Consider the following 17,048-nt stretch of genomic DNA (forward strand, 5'->3'; position numbering starts at 1 on the left):
ATATCTCTTTATTTAATTATATATATCCTCTTAAAACAAACCAAGCTGCTTAGGAGCCAGTCCTTCATATTCTATACCAAGCAACTCAATCATTTGTTTGGCATTATCGGAGGCATCTCCGCCTGAATTATTATTGAACAGGACATATATATCCTTGGATTCCTTTTCCAATATCCTGATTTTCTCCACCCATTCAGTCAATTCCTGCTGATTATATCGATATAAGTACCTGACCTCACGCCAATTATCACCCGAAGAAGGCCTTTGCCAACCATGCAGGTTACGGCCATGAAAGCGTATCAGGGTTTTATCTTTATCGGTGGCCTGCAAAACGACTGGAATGGATCCCTCTCCAGCCTGAGGCTCATCGCATACAGTATGGATCCAGCCTTCCTTTTCGATAAAATCCAAAGTTTGCTGGACTACGTTAGATCTGTACCAGCTTTGATTCCGAAATTCTATGGCCGCTGGGATATCGCCCATTTCAGCTTTGCACCATCGCAGGTAATTTACATTTTCACGTTTACAATCAAACCATGGCGGAAACTGAAATAAGACCATCGCGAGCTTTCCGGACTTCTGATAAGCCTCCAGAGAGTCGCAAAATGCCTTGAACATTTCCTTCTTACTTTCAAATGGGATTTCCCCACGTTGATGTCCTGTCATCCCTTGATAAGCTTTAACGACAAACTGGAATGATGCAGGCGTCTCGGATACCCACTTTTCACTGTTCCTCTTTGGCTGGACTGCATAAAAAGAGGCATCCACCTCCACAATGGGAAAATGAGCTCCGTACTCTTTAAGCTTATCACGTTGAGACACACCGCCATGATACAAACTATCATGATCTCCCCAACCGGTCACACCAACATAAATCATCTGCATCATCACTCCCTCGGGACAGGCCCCTTTTCCTGACTTCTATTGTTATTTTTACCCTTATTGAGCCATATCTAATCTTTGGTATAAAGGTGACGAATATCAAAACAAAAAGCCTGCCAGTCAGACCCGGCAGGCTTTTGTATGAATGGTTATTCTAAATCGCCTTACAGGCAGGCCAGTCGGTTATTATCCGATGGAGCCTTCCATTTCGAACTTGATCAGACGGTTCATTTCAACCGCATATTCCATTGGAAGTTCTTTTGTAAATGGTTCGATGAAGCCCATTACGATCATTTCCGTTGCTTCTTGCTCAGAAATTCCGCGGCTCATCAAGTAGAACAATTGTTCTTCTGATACTTTGGAAACCTTCGCTTCGTGTTCAAGGGAAATGTTATCGTTCAAGATTTCATTGTAAGGGATTGTATCGGATGTAGACTGATTATCCATGATTAATGTATCACATTCAATGTTGGAACGAGCTCCATCCGCTTTACGTCCGAAATGAACGATACCACGGTATGTTACTTTACCGCCCTGTTTAGAAATTGATTTTGATACAATCGTTGAAGATGTATTTGGCGCTAGGTGAATCATTTTTGCTCCAGCGTCTTGGTGTTGGCCTTTGCCGGCAATGGCAATCGATAATGTCATACCTCGTGCACCTTCACCTTTTAAGATGACAGCAGGGTATTTCATTGTCAGTTTAGAACCGATGTTACCATCAATCCATTCCATTGTTGCGTTTGCGTCACAAACGGCACGTTTCGTAACCAGGTTAAACACGTTGTTTGCCCAGTTTTGGATCGTCGTGTAACGGCAGTAAGCATCTTTCTTGATGACGATTTCGACAACGGCACTATGAAGGGAGTTAGTTGTATAAACAGGAGCTGTACAACCTTCCACATAGTGAACGGATGCGCCTTCATCAACAATGATTAGCGTACGTTCGAATTGACCCATGTTTTCAGAGTTGATCCGGAAATATGCTTGAAGCGGAGTATCCACTTTAACGCCTTTTGGTACATAGATGAAAGATCCACCTGACCAAACTGCCGAGTTCAATGCCGAAAATTTATTGTCAGTTGGCGGAATCGTTTTTCCAAAGTGCTCACGGAAGATATCTTCATTTTCACGAAGTGCTGAGTCCGTATCTTTAAACACGATACCCAAGTCTTCCAATTCTTCTTTCATGCTATGGTAAACCACTTCTGATTCATATTGAGCAGATACGCCAGCAAGGTATTTTTGTTCAGCTTCAGGAATTCCCAATTTATCAAAAGTCTGTTTGATTTCATCAGGAACCTCATCCCAAGACTTCTCTGATTTCTCTGATGGCTTAACATAGTATGTGATTTCATCAAAGTTAAGACTCTGCATGTCGCCGCCCCATTGAGGCATTGGCATGTTGTAAAAATGCTCCAATGATTTCAAACGGAAATCAAGCATCCATTGCGGTTCATCCTTCATTCGAGAAATCTCTTCCACGATTTCTTTTGTCAGACCACGCTTTGAACGGAAAATGGAAACATCTTTATCCGCAAAACCATATTTATAATCGCCGATATCAGGCATTTTCTTTGCCATAGCTCGTATTCCTCCATTTCAAATGGCTGAATTACAACAGCTCATTTTAATTTAATTATTCCTTCAATCCCTTTTCCATGGCTTTCCAAGCCAGGGTAGCACACTTGATTCGTGCAGGGAATTTGGAAACGCCTTGAAGGGCTTCGATATCCCCAAGGTCCATCTCATCGTCGTATTCTTTTCCCTGAATCATTAAGGAAAAAGTCTCGGACATAGCTAGAGCAGTATCAACGTCTTTGCCCTTAATGGCTTGAGTCATCATGGAAGCTGAACTCATGGATATCGAACAACCATCACCATCGAATTTAACATCGCTGACCTTGCCATCTTCGATTTTCATCGTTAACCGAATCCGATCGCCGCAAGTTGGGTTATTCATATCGATTGTCATGCTTCCATCTTCTAGCATGCCCTTATTACGCGGTTTCTTATAGTGATCCATAATGACTTGACGGTAAAGTGTATCTAGGTTATCAAAAGACATTACTGAAATACTCCTTCGTTTTAACAAGCCCGGACACAAGCTTATCAATATCTTCTTCCGTGTTATATAGATAGAAACTTGCTCTTGCTGTCGCTGATACGTCAAGCCATTTCATTAATGGTTGTGCGCAATGATGACCGGCACGAACAGCAATTCCATCTGCATCAAGAACGGTAGCGACATCATGTGGATGTACGTCATTAATATTAAAGGTAATTACACCCGCACGCTTTTCTGCATCTTTAGGACCGTATATAGTCAGCCCTTCAACTGCTGACATTTTCTCCATTGCATATGCGGCGAGCTTATGTTCATGCCGTTCAATATTATCCAAACCGATTTCTTCCAAGAAATCGATTGCAGCCCCCATGCCGATTGCACCGGCAATGATTGGGGTACCGCCTTCGAATTTCCACGGGAGTTCTTTCCATGTAGACTCATACAAACCTACAAAATCAATCATCTCTCCGCCGAATTCTATCGGTTCCATTTTTTCAAGAAGGTCTTTCTTGCCATATAATACGCCGATACCTGTTGGACCGACCATTTTATGACCTGAGAAGGCGAAGAAATCACAATCCAAATCACGGACATCCACTTTTAGATGCGGCGTGCTCTGTGCCCCGTCGACTACCATAACAGCATTATGATCATGGGCAATTTTTGCAATCTCCTTCACAGGATTGATAACACCAAGTACATTCGAAACCTGCATGATGGACACGATTTTCGTTGCTTCCGTAATTGTAGCCCTCACATCGTCAAGGGAAATCGTGCCATCCTCTTGAAGCGGAATATACTTCAATACAGCGCCCTTTTCTTTGGCAAGCTGCTGCCACGGAATGATATTACTGTGATGCTCCATGTAAGAGATGACGATCTCGTCACCCTCTTTAATATTTGCACCACCGTAACTTCTTGCTACAGTATTCAAAGCAGTCGTTGTGCCTCTGGTAAAGATGATTTCTTCTGTAGAAGAAGCATTAATGAATTTACGTACCTTTTCACGAGCACCTTCATACGCATCCGTAGCTTTTGTTCCTAGTGTATGCACTCCGCGGTGAACATTCGAGTTGTATCCGCGGTAATATTGCTCAATCGCTTCAATCACTGCAGCCGGCTTTTGAGAGGTTGCAGCACTATCTAAATAAACTAATGGCTGACCATTGACTTCTTGATCTAATATTGGAAAAAGCTTACGAATTTCGTATGGGTTCATTACTGTACTTTCCTTTCAATGACCGCTACTAATTGTTTTTTAACTCCCTCAATTGGAAGCTGGTTAACAACAGGGGCCAAGAATCCGTGAATGACAAGTCTTTCTGCTTCTTTCTTTGTAATACCACGGCTCATTAAATAATACAGTTGAAGCGGGTCGACACGGCCGACGGAAGCAGCATGACCAGCCGTTACATCATCTTCATCAATCAAGAGGATCGGATTGGCATCTCCGCGCGCTTTTTCACTTAACATCAAAACGCGTGACTCTTGTTCGGCATTGGCCTTTGTAGCACCATACTCTATTTTCCCAATTCCATTAAAAATGGAGGATGCGGCGTCTTTCATGACACCGTGCTTAAGGATATAGCCCTCAGAGCGTTTGCCATAATGAATGATGGCAGTCGTGAAGTTCTGCTTTTGTTCCCCGCGTCCGACTACAACTGTTTTTGTATCTCCGTGAGATCCATCGCCCATTAGATATGTTGTATTATCTGAAATCGTATTTCCGTCGTTCATAAGGCCAAGCGCCCACTCAATACGAGCATCACGTCCTGCCACTCCACGGCGGTTAACGTATGTCGTAAAGCCTTTTGAAAGGGTATCGACCGCTCCGTATTCGACTTTGGCATTCGCATTTGCAAATACTTCCGTTACGATGTTGGCAATCCCTTCGTTAGACTCAACGCTTGAGAAGTAATTCTCTACATATGTGACAGAGCTATTATCTTCCGCTACGATCAAGACATGGTTGAAAAGTGTAGTATCAGGATTATCCAACAGGAATACCGATTGAATCGGCTCTTTGATTTCTACATTTTTCGGAACATAAAGGAATGCCCCCCCATTAACTAATGCAGCATGAAGTGCCGTTAAACGATGTTCATCTATTTTAACGCCATCTTTCATGAAATATTTTTGCACAAGCTCAGCATGGTCACGAGCAGCTGTTAAAATATCTGTAAAGATGACGCCTTGCTCTTTCACGTTTGCTGACAGATTGATATGTGCCGGCGTATTATTGCGTTGAATGTATAAGTTTTCATTTTCTTCAATGATGGATTTTATTTCTTCCGGAAGCTCCTCTAAAGAGGCAAAAGCTTCACTTTCAACCGTATGGTTCTGGAAAGAAGTAAAATTCCATTTATCGATCTTCGTTTTATCCGGCTTGGGCATCGGGAGCTTTTCTAATTCAGAAAACGCTTGAATCCGAAGCTCGGATAGCCAAGCTGGATCATTATTTTTAGTTGAATAGGAGCTTATATCCTCTTGTTCAAACGGTAATTTCGTTTCTGTAGTCATTGCAAATCCTCCTACTTACGCTTCTTCGCCAACAGTTTCGTCTTCAATGCCCAATTCTTGTTTGATCCAATCATAACCTTCCGCTTCCAAGCGGGCAGCAAGTTCAGGACCACCTGATTTTACGACGCGTCCTTGCATCATTACATGTACAAAATCAGGAGTGATGTAATTTAATAGACGTTGGTAGTGAGTGATGATCAAGCATCCAAAGTCTTCTCCGCGCATTTCGTTGATTCCTTTTGAAACGACTTTAAGTGCATCGATATCTAGACCTGAATCAATCTCATCCAAGATTGCAATTTTAGGTTGGATCATCATTAATTGAAGAATCTCGTTGCGTTTTTTCTCTCCGCCGGAGAAACCTTCATTCAAATAGCGTTGCGCCATATCTTCATCCATTTCAAGGAATTCCATTTTTTGATCCATTTGACGGATGAATTTCATCAATGAAATTTCATCGCCTTCTTCACGGCGTGCGTTAATGGAAGAACGTAAGAAGTCAGCATTTGTAACACCGCTGATTTCACTTGGATATTGCATAGCCAGGAATAGACCGACACGAGCGCGCTCGTCGACTTCCATTTCCAATACATCTTCACCATCGAATGTGATGCTTCCGCTCGTTACTTCATATTTAGGGTGACCCATGATTGCTGATGATAAAGTGGATTTACCAGTTCCATTTGGTCCCATGATCGCATGGATTTCTCCACCTTTAACTTCAAGGTTTACCCCTTTTAAAATCTCTTTACCTTCAATTGATACGTGAAGATCTTTAACCGTTAATGTAGAAGCTGACATAATAATACCTCCGTGAACTAATTCCAATTTTATTACCAGAAAGTAAAGATTACTTTCTATCACTATAATTTCCGTAAAAGCATTCTCACTTTATTCTCATTCCAATTTTATAACAAATCCAATTTGGAATCAACTAAATAGATAGGGTTTCCACTTCTTCCATGTTAAAAACCTGTCCCAATTCTTACTATACTAACAGATATAGCCTATTTACTGCATAATCATACTTATTTTAGTTTTTGTTAAAATTATCTTATTATTCGGCAAATCTTCGTCCTTATTAATATATGTTCGAAGAATTCGATTGCAAGGTATGAACGTTCCGCTTTAAAAAGAAAAAAATCGGACTGTCAGGTATTATGTAAGTTTATCCAATAAGGAAACCCTTATTTTATGGACCACTTTCCATTTTACCTCTACAGACCGATCTTTTAAAGAATTCTTTTATATGCTTAGCCGTGAATTTTGCGTTGTAGGTCCTGGACCATTTTGTTGCACTTTACATGTTCCCTATCCCGTTCTTTCTCAACCTCAATACGGAGGTCTAAGTTTCTACTGTACTCACTGTAGCCAATCCCATGTGAAGACTGCATCGCCTTTTCCATTTCGCTTGTTACATTTAAATCCAGAGTATTGATAGTGAACCATCCTTTCAAATTTGTGTATCATTTTATTACCTGCATTATCTCTATACCCTTTCCTTTCCTGATTAAACATGAAATGAATTAAATTAAGCCGCAGACTAAAACAAACTGGATCATCAATGAGTTTGTACAGTTTTTTAGGTTTTTAGGTTTCAAAATTTGAACGTTACTTTCCACTTCAGGCACTAGCTTTCCGCGGGCGGTCCGGAAGCCTCCTCGGTGCTTTTGCGCCTGCGGGGTCTCCCTTGACTCGCTTTTCCCGCAGGAGTCTCGTACCTTCCGTTCCAATCCACTAAGTCTAAACAATCAGATAGAATCACTTTCACCTAATGTTTTCAAAATGAAGTGCCTCACTTCTCTAAGTCCGAAAAAATTACGAGCGACGCATTATGTAAAAGCTGAACGGACAAACCAGCTCGCTTATTCATTTATGCGTCAGAAGACCGTAACGGATTTGTGATGGGACGATAGTAACACCCGGAAATACTCGTATTAAGAGCCTCTGATTGAACAAGTGATTAAGAAAGCTGGAAAACCTGAAGCTTTTGACGCAGATTCCGCAACCATGGCTATGTGTAATATGAGCGTTTTGGTTGTTATCTCTGTCCATCGGCACTCAACAACAAATAAAGAGGGCTATTATCGGTTCAAATCCAAAATAAAAACAAAAAGGTTTCGGAATGAGACCATTCCGAAACCTTTTTGTTTTTAAACTGCGACCTGAGTTAAATCAGGTCGCCATTCTTGAATTATTTATCCGCCGGTACAACTGCACCTTTGTATTCTTTAAGAATGAAATCTTGAATTTCTTTAGAATGCAATACTTCTACAAGCGCTTTTATTGCTTCTTTATTTTCGTCACCTTTGTTTACGGCAATGACATTCACATATGGAGATTCCGAATCTTCAATCGCAATCGAATCTTCAAGCGGATTCAAACCGGCGTCAATTGCATAGTTGGAGTTGATCAAGACTGCATCGCCTTCGCCACTCTCATAAATTTTAGGAAGCAGGGCCGCTTCATAATCAGCATCGAATTTAAGGTTTTTCTTATTTTCAACGATGTCTTTAGTTGTAGCCGTCGTTTTATCGACGCCTTCTTTCAAAGTGATCAGGCCATTCTTTTCCAAAAGGGATAAAGCGCGCCCATGATCAGCAACAGAGCTGCTCATAATAATTGTTGCGCCTTCCGGAAGTTTATCAATGCTTTTATATTTTTGTGAATATAGAGCAATCGGCTCGATATGGATTCCGCCAGCATTAACGAAGTCATATCCATTTTCTTTAATTTGCCCCTCTAAATATGGAATATGTTGAAAGTAGTTAGCATCCAATTCCTTATCATTCAACGCCTTATTCGGTAAAACATAGTCCTGGAAAGTTTCGATTTCCAATTCGATTCCTTTTTCTTTAAGAAGCGGCTTAGCTTCCTCAAGGATTTCAGCATGAGGAACATTGGATGCCCCTACAACTATTTTCTTCGATTCTTTCTCCGTATCACTGCCGCTTTTATCCTTTTCACTTCCACAAGCAGCCAAAGCGATAGACAACACTAAAATTAATGCAAATCCTAAAAACTTTTTCATCCTATTCATCTCCCTTTATCTTTTGTCCAATTTAGATGTAATCACATCTCCAATAATTTGAATTATGAAGACGATAATTAGAATAACGATGGTCGCCACTAGTGTAACGTCATTTTGATTTCTTTGATAGCCGTCCAAATAGGCTAGATTACCAAGCCCGCCTGCGCCGATGACCCCGGCCATTGCGGTATATCCAACCAATGCAATCGATGTTACCGTAATCCCAGAAATAAGGGCAGGCATTGACTCTGGAAGAAGGACCTTCCAAATGATCGTGCTCGTTTTTGCTCCCATCGATTTAGCAGCTTCAATTACACCTTTATCGATTTCACGAAGGCCGATTTCTACCATACGCGCATAAAATGGTGCCGCACCGATAATAAGTGCCGGCAGTGCAGCGTTCTCTCCGATCATGGAACCGACTAGCGCTTTAGTGAAAGGAATGAGCAGCACGATCAAAATAAGAAATGGAATGGAACGGAAAATATTGACGACAGCACTCATGATCCCGTTGACTGCCCGGTTTTCCCACATATTACCCTTCCCTGTCAGGAACAGGATCAATCCTAATATTATGCCTATAAAAAAGGTTGCCACTACAGAGACGCTTGTCATGTAAAGCGTTTCCCTCGTAGCTTCAATAATGTCTTCCCAATCAACATTCGGCAATAATTCTTCAAGCATGAGTAATCACCTCCACGCCTACCTGCTGTGCTTTAATGAATTCGATTGCGCGGAGCATTTCATCCTCAGTGCCATCAAGATGGATAAACAATGTTCCATATGAACCGCTTCTTGTTTGGGATATCTTACCTTGAACGATATTGACATCCAACTCGAAGTTACGTACAAGCTTGGTGATCAACGGGCTTTCGGCATGATCGCCTACAAAGGTCAATTGAATCACTTTGCCTGCAGGATAGCGTTCGAGCAAATGGTCCATCGTTTCTTTCGTTTCTTCCGGTTCCGTTACCTGTTGCACGAAACGCTTCGTCATTTGTTCTTTAGGGTTCTTGAAAACATCCAGGACAGGTCCCTGTTCAACAACTTGCCCACTTTCCATCACGGCGACGCGATGGCAGATTTTGCGGATCACATGCATTTCATGTGTTATCAAGACGATCGTCAACCCCAAACGCTGATTGATGTCAACAAGCAATTCGAGTATGGAGTCGGTAGTCTGCGGATCCAAGGCAGAAGTCGCTTCATCACACAGCAGCACTTTAGGGTCATTTGCCAGAGCCCTGGCTATTCCCACCCTTTGCTTTTGCCCTCCGCTTAATTGTGATGGATAGGCCTTTTCCCTGCCTTCCAATCCTACTAACTTGATCAATTCGTTCACACGCTTGGTTCGCTCAGGTTTAGAAACTCCTGCAATTTCCAATGGGAAAGATATATTCTCCTGAACGGTCCTCGACCATAATAAATTGAAATGTTGGAAAATCATGCTGATTTCTTGACGGGCCTTGCGGAGCTGAGCCCCTTTAATTTTTGAAATTTCCTTCTCAGCAACTACAACAGATCCCTCTGTTGGTGTTTCCAATCCATTGAGCATTCTGATCAAAGTACTTTTCCCCGCTCCACTGTAACCGATGATACCGAAAATCTCGCCTTTATTTATTTCAACATTCACATTATTTACAGCCTTGATTGTCTCACTGTTTCCTTTTCCTGTTCGGAACAGCTTACTGACTTTCGTCAATGTAATCATTAACCCTCACCTCTTTTATCCAATAAAACCTATGAACTTAGTTGATTTCTCTACATTATTAGTCTGTTTCTCATATCATGTAAAAGTTTACCCAATTAAAACAGAAAAAACCTTTCTGCATGAGCAGAAAGGCAGGTGAAGAAACAGGCCTTCCTCTCATCTTCCAAAGTGATTAAACTTTGTGTGAATTGGCACCTTTCCAAGGAAATCTCCTTGTCGGTTGCCGGGTTTCATCGGGCACATCCCTCCACCTCTCTTGATAAGAGCTAATATATAGAATATTTGTACATCATTAAGTTCTTTAGTATGGAGAAATTTTATCATAGATAAAAAAGGAGTGCAATGTATAATATTTCTAGTACAAGCATACAGAAACTTTACTTAAACCGTTTTGGATGTCAAGGAGACTATATTCGTCGCTTTTTCAATTGCCTGCTCCAAATCTTCTATTAAATCCTCTACATTTTCAATCCCAATCGATAAACGGACTTGGTCGGCACTCACACCCGCTTTCGCAAGACCTGCCTCATTCAATTGTTGATGGGTCGTACTGGCTGGGTGGATGATCAAGCTCTTCGCATCCCCAACATTCGCTACATGGGACCATAATTCCACCGAATTGATAAGTTTTGCCCCAGCTTCTCGATTACCTTGTATCCCAAAAGTCACAACAGATCCAGCTCCCTTTGGCAAATATTTTTCCGCAAGGGCTTTATCGGGATGATCCTCATCACCAGGATGTGAAACCCAAGTCACCGCAGGATGGTTTTTTAAATATTTAATGACAGACTTGGTGTTTGATAGATGCTCTTTCATCCTTACATGCAGCGTTTCAAGTCCCAGCGTAAACTGGAATGCACTTTGGGCACTTAGCGCAGGTCCTAAATCACGGAGTAACTGGACTCGGGCTTTCGTTATGAATGCGGCAGGTCCAACTGCCTCGGCGTATACCAGATTGTCGTAACTTGGGTCAGGCTCTGTGAAGCCAGGGTAATTTGGCGAGTTCCAATCGAATTTCCCTCCATCCACGATGACACCGCCAAGCGTAGTTCCATTTCCCAGAAGCCATTTTGTAGCGGAATGGATGACAATATCCGCTCCAAAATCAATTGGTCTGCATAGATACGGTGTCGCAAAGGTATTATCAATGATTAAAGGTATTCCGGCATCATGGGCGATTTTCGCTACCGCTTCAATATCAAGCACCCTCAAACTTGGATTTCCGATGGTTTCAGCAAAAATGGCTTTAGTTCTTGGCGTAATCGCCCTTTTGAAATTTTCAGGGTCATCAGGAGAAACGAACTTCACTTTAATCCCGTATTTAGGAAGAGTATTTTCAAAAAGGTTATACGTACCGCCATATAATGTAGATGCTGAAACAATCTCATCCCCTGCAGCGGCAATATTCAGGATTGAAAGTGAGATGGCAGCCATTCCGCTTGCTGTTGCCAATCCGCCGATTCCGCCTTCCAATAAGGCCATTCTTTCCTCAAAAACGCTGATCGTGGGATTATGGAGTCGTGAATATATATAGCCATTCTCCTTTAGGCCAAATAAATTCGCTGCATGGTCGGTGTCCTTGAACAAGTATGCATTGCTTTGGTAGATAGGAACTGCACGTGCACCTGTTTCATCAGCTTGCAGACCGCCATGAACACTCAATGTTTCGAAACGCAATTTTTTCCCTGACATATGATTTCACCTTTTTCTATGGATTTAGTTGGAATTATATGATGTCTGGCCTTTTATAAACAAAAAAACCACTTCAATAAGAAGAGGTTTCAAGAATACACCTCATCTACCAGAGCCAACACTCTGCTGGAATTAGCACCGTATATAAAAATTTATACCGGTTGCCGGGCTTCGTCGGGCCAGTCCCTCCGCCACTCTTGATAAGAACTATTAAATTCTGCTGTTACTTAATTCAAAATATAGCATTTTAGATTAAATCAGTCAATGAATTGTTAGAATATTCTTTGTTTAATTTCATCTAACATTCATATGTCCGCAACAAAGAAACCAACCACGGTTCCGATTGGTTTCTTAGCTGATTTCCTTAAGCAATCCGTACAAATAAGGAACGGATTGAAAGGCATATATTTTTTTGTGCAGCCGTCCTTCTTTGAAAAACAATAAACATGGAACACTTTCAATTTCATATGATTCGGCAATTGCTTGGACATAATTCATATTCATTTTGCCTGCCTTCAATTCCGGGAATAGCTCCAAGGATATCGTCAGCATCTTGGAGGCAACCTGACAAGTGCCGCATAAAGGGGTATATAAATATAAGCAAAAGGTTTCCCCATGTTCAACAGCAAGCTTACACTCTTCTTCTTTCCATTCCTGCATCAATTAGTCGTTCACCCTTTGACTTAAAAATTTCATTTTCACATTCATATTGGCAGATAGAAGCACAGTTGCGATATGATGTTCGGGTGAGCTTTCCACTTCTTTGTACATTTTATTAATATACAGGTGGTTCGCCTCAGGCATTTCCCTTCGGAACTGCTTCCGCAGCTTTTCTCCTGATTCATCTGCGTCAAAAAGGAGATAAACATCACGGTCCATCAATTCATCCACTAATTCATCCAGCTTAGTTAATGATATGGTCCCATTCGTACATCTTATTTCCACATCTTCATTTAAAACGGAGGCAACTTTTCTTCTATCGGAACTGCCTTCTACAATGATCACTTTATCGAATTCGCCCCACTCCATGTCATCACTCCATCTCACGAATTATGTGTGCAACTGCCACGGTACAAAATGAAAAAGAGAGCAGGCCTTTTCAGTCCCCCCTCTCCTTTTTTTAACCGTTGATTAAACTCTCATACTCTTCAGCGCTCATCAGGCTTTCAATATCACTGCTATTAGATGGTTCAAGCACAACCATCCATGCCTTTTCATAAGGAGACTCATTTACATATTCAGGGTTGTCACTTAAATCTTCGTTTACTTCAACAACCTTGCCACTGATAGGTGCATAAAGCTCAGAAACGGTCTTAACGGATTCAACACTTCCGAATGGTTCGTTCGCTTTCAATTCATCGCCGATTTCCGGAAGCTCAACGAATACGATGTCCCCAAGCTCGGACTGTGCGAAAGCTGTAATTCCAATGCGCACTGTTCCATCTTCCGTTTTGACCCATTCATGTTCTTTTGTGTAACGAAGTTCTTTTGGTGTTGTTGTCATTATTAACCCTCCATATGTACATCTTATTTTATCTATTCCATTATAAGGTAGATTGTTTGTTTAAGTAAGGAATTAACCAAATATTTCGAGAAATTTTCAGTTCCAAACCTGTTCGAATTGCTCCTCTTTGAAACCTACCGTCACTTTGGTGCCATCCGTAACAATCGGCCTTTTCAGAAGCATGCCATCTGTGGACAATATATCAAGCATCTCTGCTTCAGAAGCTTCTTTCAGCTTATCCTTTAAGCCAAGCTCCCGATATTTTTGACCGCTAGTATTGAAAAACTTCTTCAACTCCAAATTGCTGATTTTATATAGTTGTTCTATTTCTGTTCGCGAAGGCGGATTTTCCGCTATATGGATCGCTTCATACTGCAGTTCATGATTATCAAGCCACTTCTTCGCGTTACGGCATGTGCCGCATTTTGGGTACCAATATAATGTTAAGCCCATCATTTCACCACCTATCAATAGAATACCCGTTTTCATCACGCAATACAACGAATTGTCTTTTGATTTTCCAATGCGATTTCATCAAAGGAAATAAGGGAATGCCTTCTCGGGCATTCCCTTATTTCCTTTGATTCATTTCTTAAAGAGCATATTTTTCAGCTTCGATTACCTTGACGGAAGCTTCACGTTTTTTCGCAATGACATTGATCGGATTATGCCTTGTCAGCTTACGGAGCGACGCAAGCATGATGCGAAGAGTATCGCCTGTTTCCACTGCGATTAACGTTTCCTTTGCGTGCTGTTCTATTTCATTGAAAGCTTCCTGAACGAAGATTTCTGTGTAAAGCACTTTTTGTTTGTTCTTCTCCAAACCTGTAGCTGCTATTGCTTTTTCCGTACGCAATACCACGGATTCCGCTGCATAGGCAAGGGATGCGATATCAGCAATGTTGGAGAGGATTTCTTGTTCTTGATCAAGAGTTTTGCCGTATTTCTGTGCAGCAAGGCCAGCTGCCAGAATCCCGATTTTCTTAGCATTTCTAACAAGCATTTTTTCTTGTGCCAATGGCTCATCACCAGGTTCTTCCGGCATCATCATCATTAATTCCTCTTGTAGGCTTTGAGCCTTTTGAAGAAGCGGCAATTCCCCTTTAAGTGCTTTCTTCAGGAAAGTTCCAGGGACAAGCAATCGATTGATTTCATTTGTACCTTCAAAGATCCGGTTAATCCGGGAATCACGATATGCTTTTTCAATTTCATACTCCTGCATGAAACCATAGCCACCATGAAGCTGTACGCCTTCGTCCGTAACATAATCCAACACTTCGGAAGCGAAGAATTTATTCAATGAACACTCAATGGCATATTCAGCGATTGCAGCAGCCATTGATTTCCCATCTTTCACTTGCTCATCCGTCAATTTGCTTTGTCTTTGTTCATAAAGGCCAACGGTACGGTATACAGAGCTTTCTGCTGCATAAATTTTGGATGCCATTGTTGCAAGTTTTTCTTTCGTCAAGTTAAAATCGGAAATTTTCGTTTTGAACTGTTGACGTTGATTCGTATAAGCTGCTGTAATCTCAAGGGCGCGTTTAGATCCGCCGACAGCACCGACACCTAATTTATAACGGCCGATATTCAGGATATTGAAAGCGATGACATGTCCTTTTCCGGCTACACCCAAAAGGTTTTCGACTGGCACATGTACATCTTCAAGGATTAATGTACGTGTAGATGAGCTTTTGATTCCCATTTTCTTCTCTTCAGCACCAGTTGATACGCCATCATAATCACGCTCAACTATGAAAGCGGAGAATTGTTCGCCGTCGATTTTGGCGTATACACAGAAGACATCTGCAAAACCTGCATTTGTAATCCATTGTTTTTCACCATTTAAAATATAGTGTGTTCCTTCGGCATTCAATTTCGCTGTCGTTTTTGCTCCCAAGGCATCTGAACCTGAGCTTGGTTCCGTTAAGGCATACGCAGCAATCTTCTCACCCGTTGCCAGTAAAGGGAGGTATTTTTTCTTTTGTTCTTCATTCCCGAATAATACGATCGGCAAAGATCCGATACCTACATGTGCACCATGCGTAATTCCAAAGCCGCCTGAAAGTGCCATTTTTTCTGTGATCAATGCCGAACTGATTTTATCAAGACCCAGTCCGCTGTATTCCTCAGGAACGTCAGCACCAAGTAAACCGATTTCACCTGCATGCTTCAGTAATTTAACGGAACGGTCAAATTCATGGTTTTCTAAATGTTCAACCTGCGGCAGAATTTCATTCTCTACGAAATCCTCGGTAGTTTTGGCGATCATTTTATGCTCATCAGAATAATCTTCCGGTGTAAACACTTGATCATACGTAATATCTTCTACTAAAAAGGCTCCGCCTTTAATGAGGTTATCTGTAGTTTGATTGGACATGTTATTTCCTCCTAAGTATTTAAGATAGTAAATCCGCCGGAAGCATGACAGCTTCCGGGAGGGGGGATTAAGCCAATAATTCAAATACTCCAGCAGCACCCATTCCGCCGCCAATACACATTGTCACGACTCCGAACTGTTGGTTTCTGCGCTTCATTTCATGTAGCAGGCTTAATGTCAGTTTTGCCCCCGAACATCCTAGTGGATGGCCTAAGGCGATGGCTCCGCCATTTACATTGACAATCTCTTCATTCAAACCGAGCTCACGAATGATTTGAATGGATTGGGAAGCAAAGGCTTCATTCAATTCAAATAAACCAATATCCGATAACTCAAGACCCGCTAGCTTCAAAGCTTTAGGAATGGCTGCAATCGGTCCGATACCCATGATTTCTGGCGGTACTCCCGCTACAGCAAAGGAACGGAACTTACCCATCGGTTTCATCCCTAATGAAGAGGCCTTTTCCCCATCCATGACCATGACCGCGGCTGCACCATCACTCGTTTGTGAGGAATTCCCTGCTGTTACGGAGCCTGTAACAGAGAATGCAGGTCTTAGTTTTTTTAGCACTTCAGCAGTGGTGCCTGGACGAACGCCCTCATCCTGTGTAAATGTAAATGTTTTTTCCTTTAACTTAAGATCTGGTCCCACTGAACGAAGGGTTACGTCAACCGGCACGATCTCATCCGAAAACTTTCCTTCTGCAATGGCCTTCGCCGCCTTTTGATGACTACGAACAGAAAATGCATCTTGATCGTCACGGGAAATGCCGTATTTTTTTGCAACGGCTTCAGCAGTGTGGCCCATACCCATATAATATTCCGGTGCCGTTTCCGCAAGTCTCGCGTTCGGACGTGTTACATGGCCCATCATTGGCAAAAGGCTCATGGATTCCGCTCCGCCTGCAATGACAGTATCACTTTGGCCGAGCATGATCCTTTCCGCTCCATATGCGATGCTTTGCAGCCCGCTTGAACAGTAACGATTAATCGTTATGGCCGGTACTGTATAAGGTAATCCTGCCAATGCACCAATGTTACGAGCCATGTTCAATCCTTGCTCCGCTTCAGGCATTGCACAACCGATAATCAGGTCATCGATGGTGCCTTCATAATTTCCTGCACGCTTTAACGTTTCCTTTACGACAAGAGCCCCTAAATCATCAGGACGTACACTGGCAAGAGAACCTTTTTTCGCTCTTCCAACCGGAGTCCTTGCTCCAGCTACTATTACCGCTTCTTTCATGAGGATCCCCCTTA

General features: G+C 42.0%; 16 protein-coding genes and 2 riboswitches. All 16 genes read right to left on the reverse strand.

Going from position 1 to position 17,048, the window contains the following annotated elements; genetic code table 11:
• Nucleotides 1–30 precede the first annotated feature (30 nt).
• The 16 genes from ACWF5P_RS04545 to ACWF5P_RS04620 all read right to left on the reverse strand — a co-directional run bounded on the left by ACWF5P_RS04545 (nucleotide 31) and on the right by ACWF5P_RS04620 (nucleotide 17,034).
• A complete protein-coding gene (locus ACWF5P_RS04545) occupies nucleotides 31–879 on the reverse strand; it encodes a DUF72 domain-containing protein (protein ID WP_260358861.1) in 849 nt (282 codons plus the stop codon).
• Nucleotides 880–1,068: 189 nt separating this feature from the next.
• Nucleotides 1,069–2,466 carry a Fe-S cluster assembly protein SufB gene (gene sufB / locus ACWF5P_RS04550; RefSeq protein ID WP_034310152.1) on the reverse strand — a complete coding sequence of 466 codons (1,398 nt, stop codon included), beginning with the start codon at nucleotides 2,464–2,466 and terminating at the stop codon, nucleotides 1,069–1,071.
• A gap of 55 nt (nucleotides 2,467–2,521) precedes the next feature.
• Nucleotides 2,522–2,950 (reverse strand): Fe-S cluster assembly sulfur transfer protein SufU, encoded by a 429-nt coding sequence (sufU, locus tag ACWF5P_RS04555; protein WP_034310148.1) that lies wholly within the window; start codon nucleotides 2,948–2,950, stop codon nucleotides 2,522–2,524.
• A complete protein-coding gene (locus tag ACWF5P_RS04560; RefSeq protein WP_101223652.1) occupies nucleotides 2,940–4,169 on the reverse strand; it encodes a cysteine desulfurase in 1,230 nt (409 codons plus the stop codon). The genes sufU and ACWF5P_RS04560 overlap by 11 nt, the downstream gene beginning before the upstream one ends.
• Complete coding sequence (gene sufD, locus ACWF5P_RS04565; protein ID WP_101223653.1) at nucleotides 4,169–5,470, reverse strand: Fe-S cluster assembly protein SufD; 1,302 nt, start codon at nucleotides 5,468–5,470, stop codon at nucleotides 4,169–4,171. The genes ACWF5P_RS04560 and sufD overlap by 1 nt, the downstream gene beginning before the upstream one ends.
• Before the next feature lie 15 nt (nucleotides 5,471–5,485).
• A complete protein-coding gene (gene sufC / locus ACWF5P_RS04570; RefSeq protein WP_034310141.1) occupies nucleotides 5,486–6,271 on the reverse strand; it encodes a Fe-S cluster assembly ATPase SufC in 786 nt (261 codons plus the stop codon).
• A 1,393-nt stretch (nucleotides 6,272–7,664) separates the two neighbouring features.
• Entirely contained in the window at nucleotides 7,665–8,501 is an 837-nt protein-coding gene (locus ACWF5P_RS04575) for a MetQ/NlpA family ABC transporter substrate-binding protein (protein WP_434168054.1), read from the reverse strand.
• 15 nt (nucleotides 8,502–8,516) lie between these two features.
• Complete coding sequence (locus ACWF5P_RS04580; protein ID WP_101223656.1) at nucleotides 8,517–9,185, reverse strand: methionine ABC transporter permease; 669 nt, start codon at nucleotides 9,183–9,185, stop codon at nucleotides 8,517–8,519.
• Nucleotides 9,178–10,212, reverse strand: coding sequence for a methionine ABC transporter ATP-binding protein (locus ACWF5P_RS04585; protein WP_101223657.1), 1,035 nt, complete (start codon nucleotides 10,210–10,212; stop codon nucleotides 9,178–9,180). Before ACWF5P_RS04585 ends, ACWF5P_RS04580 begins: the two co-directional genes overlap by 8 nt.
• A gap of 153 nt (nucleotides 10,213–10,365) precedes the next feature.
• A riboswitch (SAM riboswitch) is annotated at nucleotides 10,366–10,478 on the reverse strand.
• Nucleotides 10,479–10,593: 115 nt separating this feature from the next.
• Nucleotides 10,594–11,904 carry an O-acetylhomoserine aminocarboxypropyltransferase/cysteine synthase family protein gene (locus ACWF5P_RS04590; RefSeq protein ID WP_202190602.1) on the reverse strand — a complete coding sequence of 437 codons (1,311 nt, stop codon included), beginning with the start codon at nucleotides 11,902–11,904 and terminating at the stop codon, nucleotides 10,594–10,596.
• A 99-nt stretch (nucleotides 11,905–12,003) separates the two neighbouring features.
• Nucleotides 12,004–12,111: riboswitch (SAM riboswitch) on the reverse strand.
• Nucleotides 12,112–12,255: 144 nt separating this feature from the next.
• Nucleotides 12,256–12,564, reverse strand: a complete 309-nt coding sequence (locus ACWF5P_RS04595; protein WP_434169739.1) for a thioredoxin domain-containing protein — start codon at nucleotides 12,562–12,564, stop codon at nucleotides 12,256–12,258.
• A 3-nt stretch (nucleotides 12,565–12,567) separates the two neighbouring features.
• Nucleotides 12,568–12,933 (reverse strand): toprim domain-containing protein, encoded by a 366-nt coding sequence (locus ACWF5P_RS04600; RefSeq protein ID WP_048688210.1) that lies wholly within the window; start codon nucleotides 12,931–12,933, stop codon nucleotides 12,568–12,570.
• A 91-nt stretch (nucleotides 12,934–13,024) separates the two neighbouring features.
• Nucleotides 13,025–13,408 carry a glycine cleavage system protein GcvH gene (gcvH, locus tag ACWF5P_RS04605; protein ID WP_101223658.1) on the reverse strand — a complete coding sequence of 128 codons (384 nt, stop codon included), beginning with the start codon at nucleotides 13,406–13,408 and terminating at the stop codon, nucleotides 13,025–13,027.
• A gap of 96 nt (nucleotides 13,409–13,504) precedes the next feature.
• On the reverse strand, nucleotides 13,505–13,861 hold the full coding sequence (locus ACWF5P_RS04610; RefSeq protein ID WP_063234020.1) for an arsenate reductase family protein: 357 nt from the start codon (nucleotides 13,859–13,861) through the stop codon (nucleotides 13,505–13,507).
• 139 nt (nucleotides 13,862–14,000) lie between these two features.
• The gene (locus ACWF5P_RS04615; RefSeq protein WP_101223660.1) at nucleotides 14,001–15,788 is read right to left on the reverse strand and encodes an acyl-CoA dehydrogenase family protein; all 1,788 of its coding nucleotides are present in this window, start codon (nucleotides 15,786–15,788) and stop codon (nucleotides 14,001–14,003) included.
• Between the two features lie 67 nt (nucleotides 15,789–15,855).
• Nucleotides 15,856–17,034, reverse strand: coding sequence for an acetyl-CoA C-acetyltransferase (locus ACWF5P_RS04620; protein WP_101223661.1), 1,179 nt, complete (start codon nucleotides 17,032–17,034; stop codon nucleotides 15,856–15,858).
• Nucleotides 17,035–17,048: the final 14 nt, after the last annotated feature.

Source organism: Peribacillus sp. NPDC055009 (assembly GCF_053608705.1).

Coding starts and splice junctions, on each gene's coding strand:
- ACWF5P_RS04545 (WP_260358861.1), bottom strand. CDS start 879: ATGATTTATGTTGGTGTGACCGGTTGGGGAGATCATGATAGTTTGTAT.
- sufB (WP_034310152.1), bottom strand. CDS start 2,466: ATGGCAAAGAAAATGCCTGATATCGGCGATTATAAATATGGTTTTGCG.
- sufU (WP_034310148.1), bottom strand. CDS start 2,950: ATGTCTTTTGATAACCTAGATACACTTTACCGTCAAGTCATTATGGAT.
- ACWF5P_RS04560 (WP_101223652.1), bottom strand. CDS start 4,169: ATGAACCCATACGAAATTCGTAAGCTTTTTCCAATATTAGATCAAGAA.
- sufD (WP_101223653.1), bottom strand. CDS start 5,470: ATGACTACAGAAACGAAATTACCGTTTGAACAAGAGGATATAAGCTCC.
- sufC (WP_034310141.1), bottom strand. CDS start 6,271: ATGTCAGCTTCTACATTAACGGTTAAAGATCTTCACGTATCAATTGAA.
- ACWF5P_RS04575 (WP_434168054.1), bottom strand. CDS start 8,501: ATGAAAAAGTTTTTAGGATTTGCATTAATTTTAGTGTTGTCTATCGCT.
- ACWF5P_RS04580 (WP_101223656.1), bottom strand. CDS start 9,185: ATGCTTGAAGAATTATTGCCGAATGTTGATTGGGAAGACATTATTGAA.
- ACWF5P_RS04585 (WP_101223657.1), bottom strand. CDS start 10,212: ATGATTACATTGACGAAAGTCAGTAAGCTGTTCCGAACAGGAAAAGGA.
- ACWF5P_RS04590 (WP_202190602.1), bottom strand. CDS start 11,904: ATGTCAGGGAAAAAATTGCGTTTCGAAACATTGAGTGTTCATGGCGGT.
- ACWF5P_RS04595 (WP_434169739.1), bottom strand. CDS start 12,564: ATGCAGGAATGGAAAGAAGAAGAGTGTAAGCTTGCTGTTGAACATGGG.
- ACWF5P_RS04600 (WP_048688210.1), bottom strand. CDS start 12,933: ATGGAGTGGGGCGAATTCGATAAAGTGATCATTGTAGAAGGCAGTTCC.
- gcvH (WP_101223658.1), bottom strand. CDS start 13,408: ATGACAACAACACCAAAAGAACTTCGTTACACAAAAGAACATGAATGG.
- ACWF5P_RS04610 (WP_063234020.1), bottom strand. CDS start 13,861: ATGGGCTTAACATTATATTGGTACCCAAAATGCGGCACATGCCGTAAC.
- ACWF5P_RS04615 (WP_101223660.1), bottom strand. CDS start 15,788: ATGTCCAATCAAACTACAGATAACCTCATTAAAGGCGGAGCCTTTTTA.
- ACWF5P_RS04620 (WP_101223661.1), bottom strand. CDS start 17,034: ATGAAAGAAGCGGTAATAGTAGCTGGAGCAAGGACTCCGGTTGGAAGA.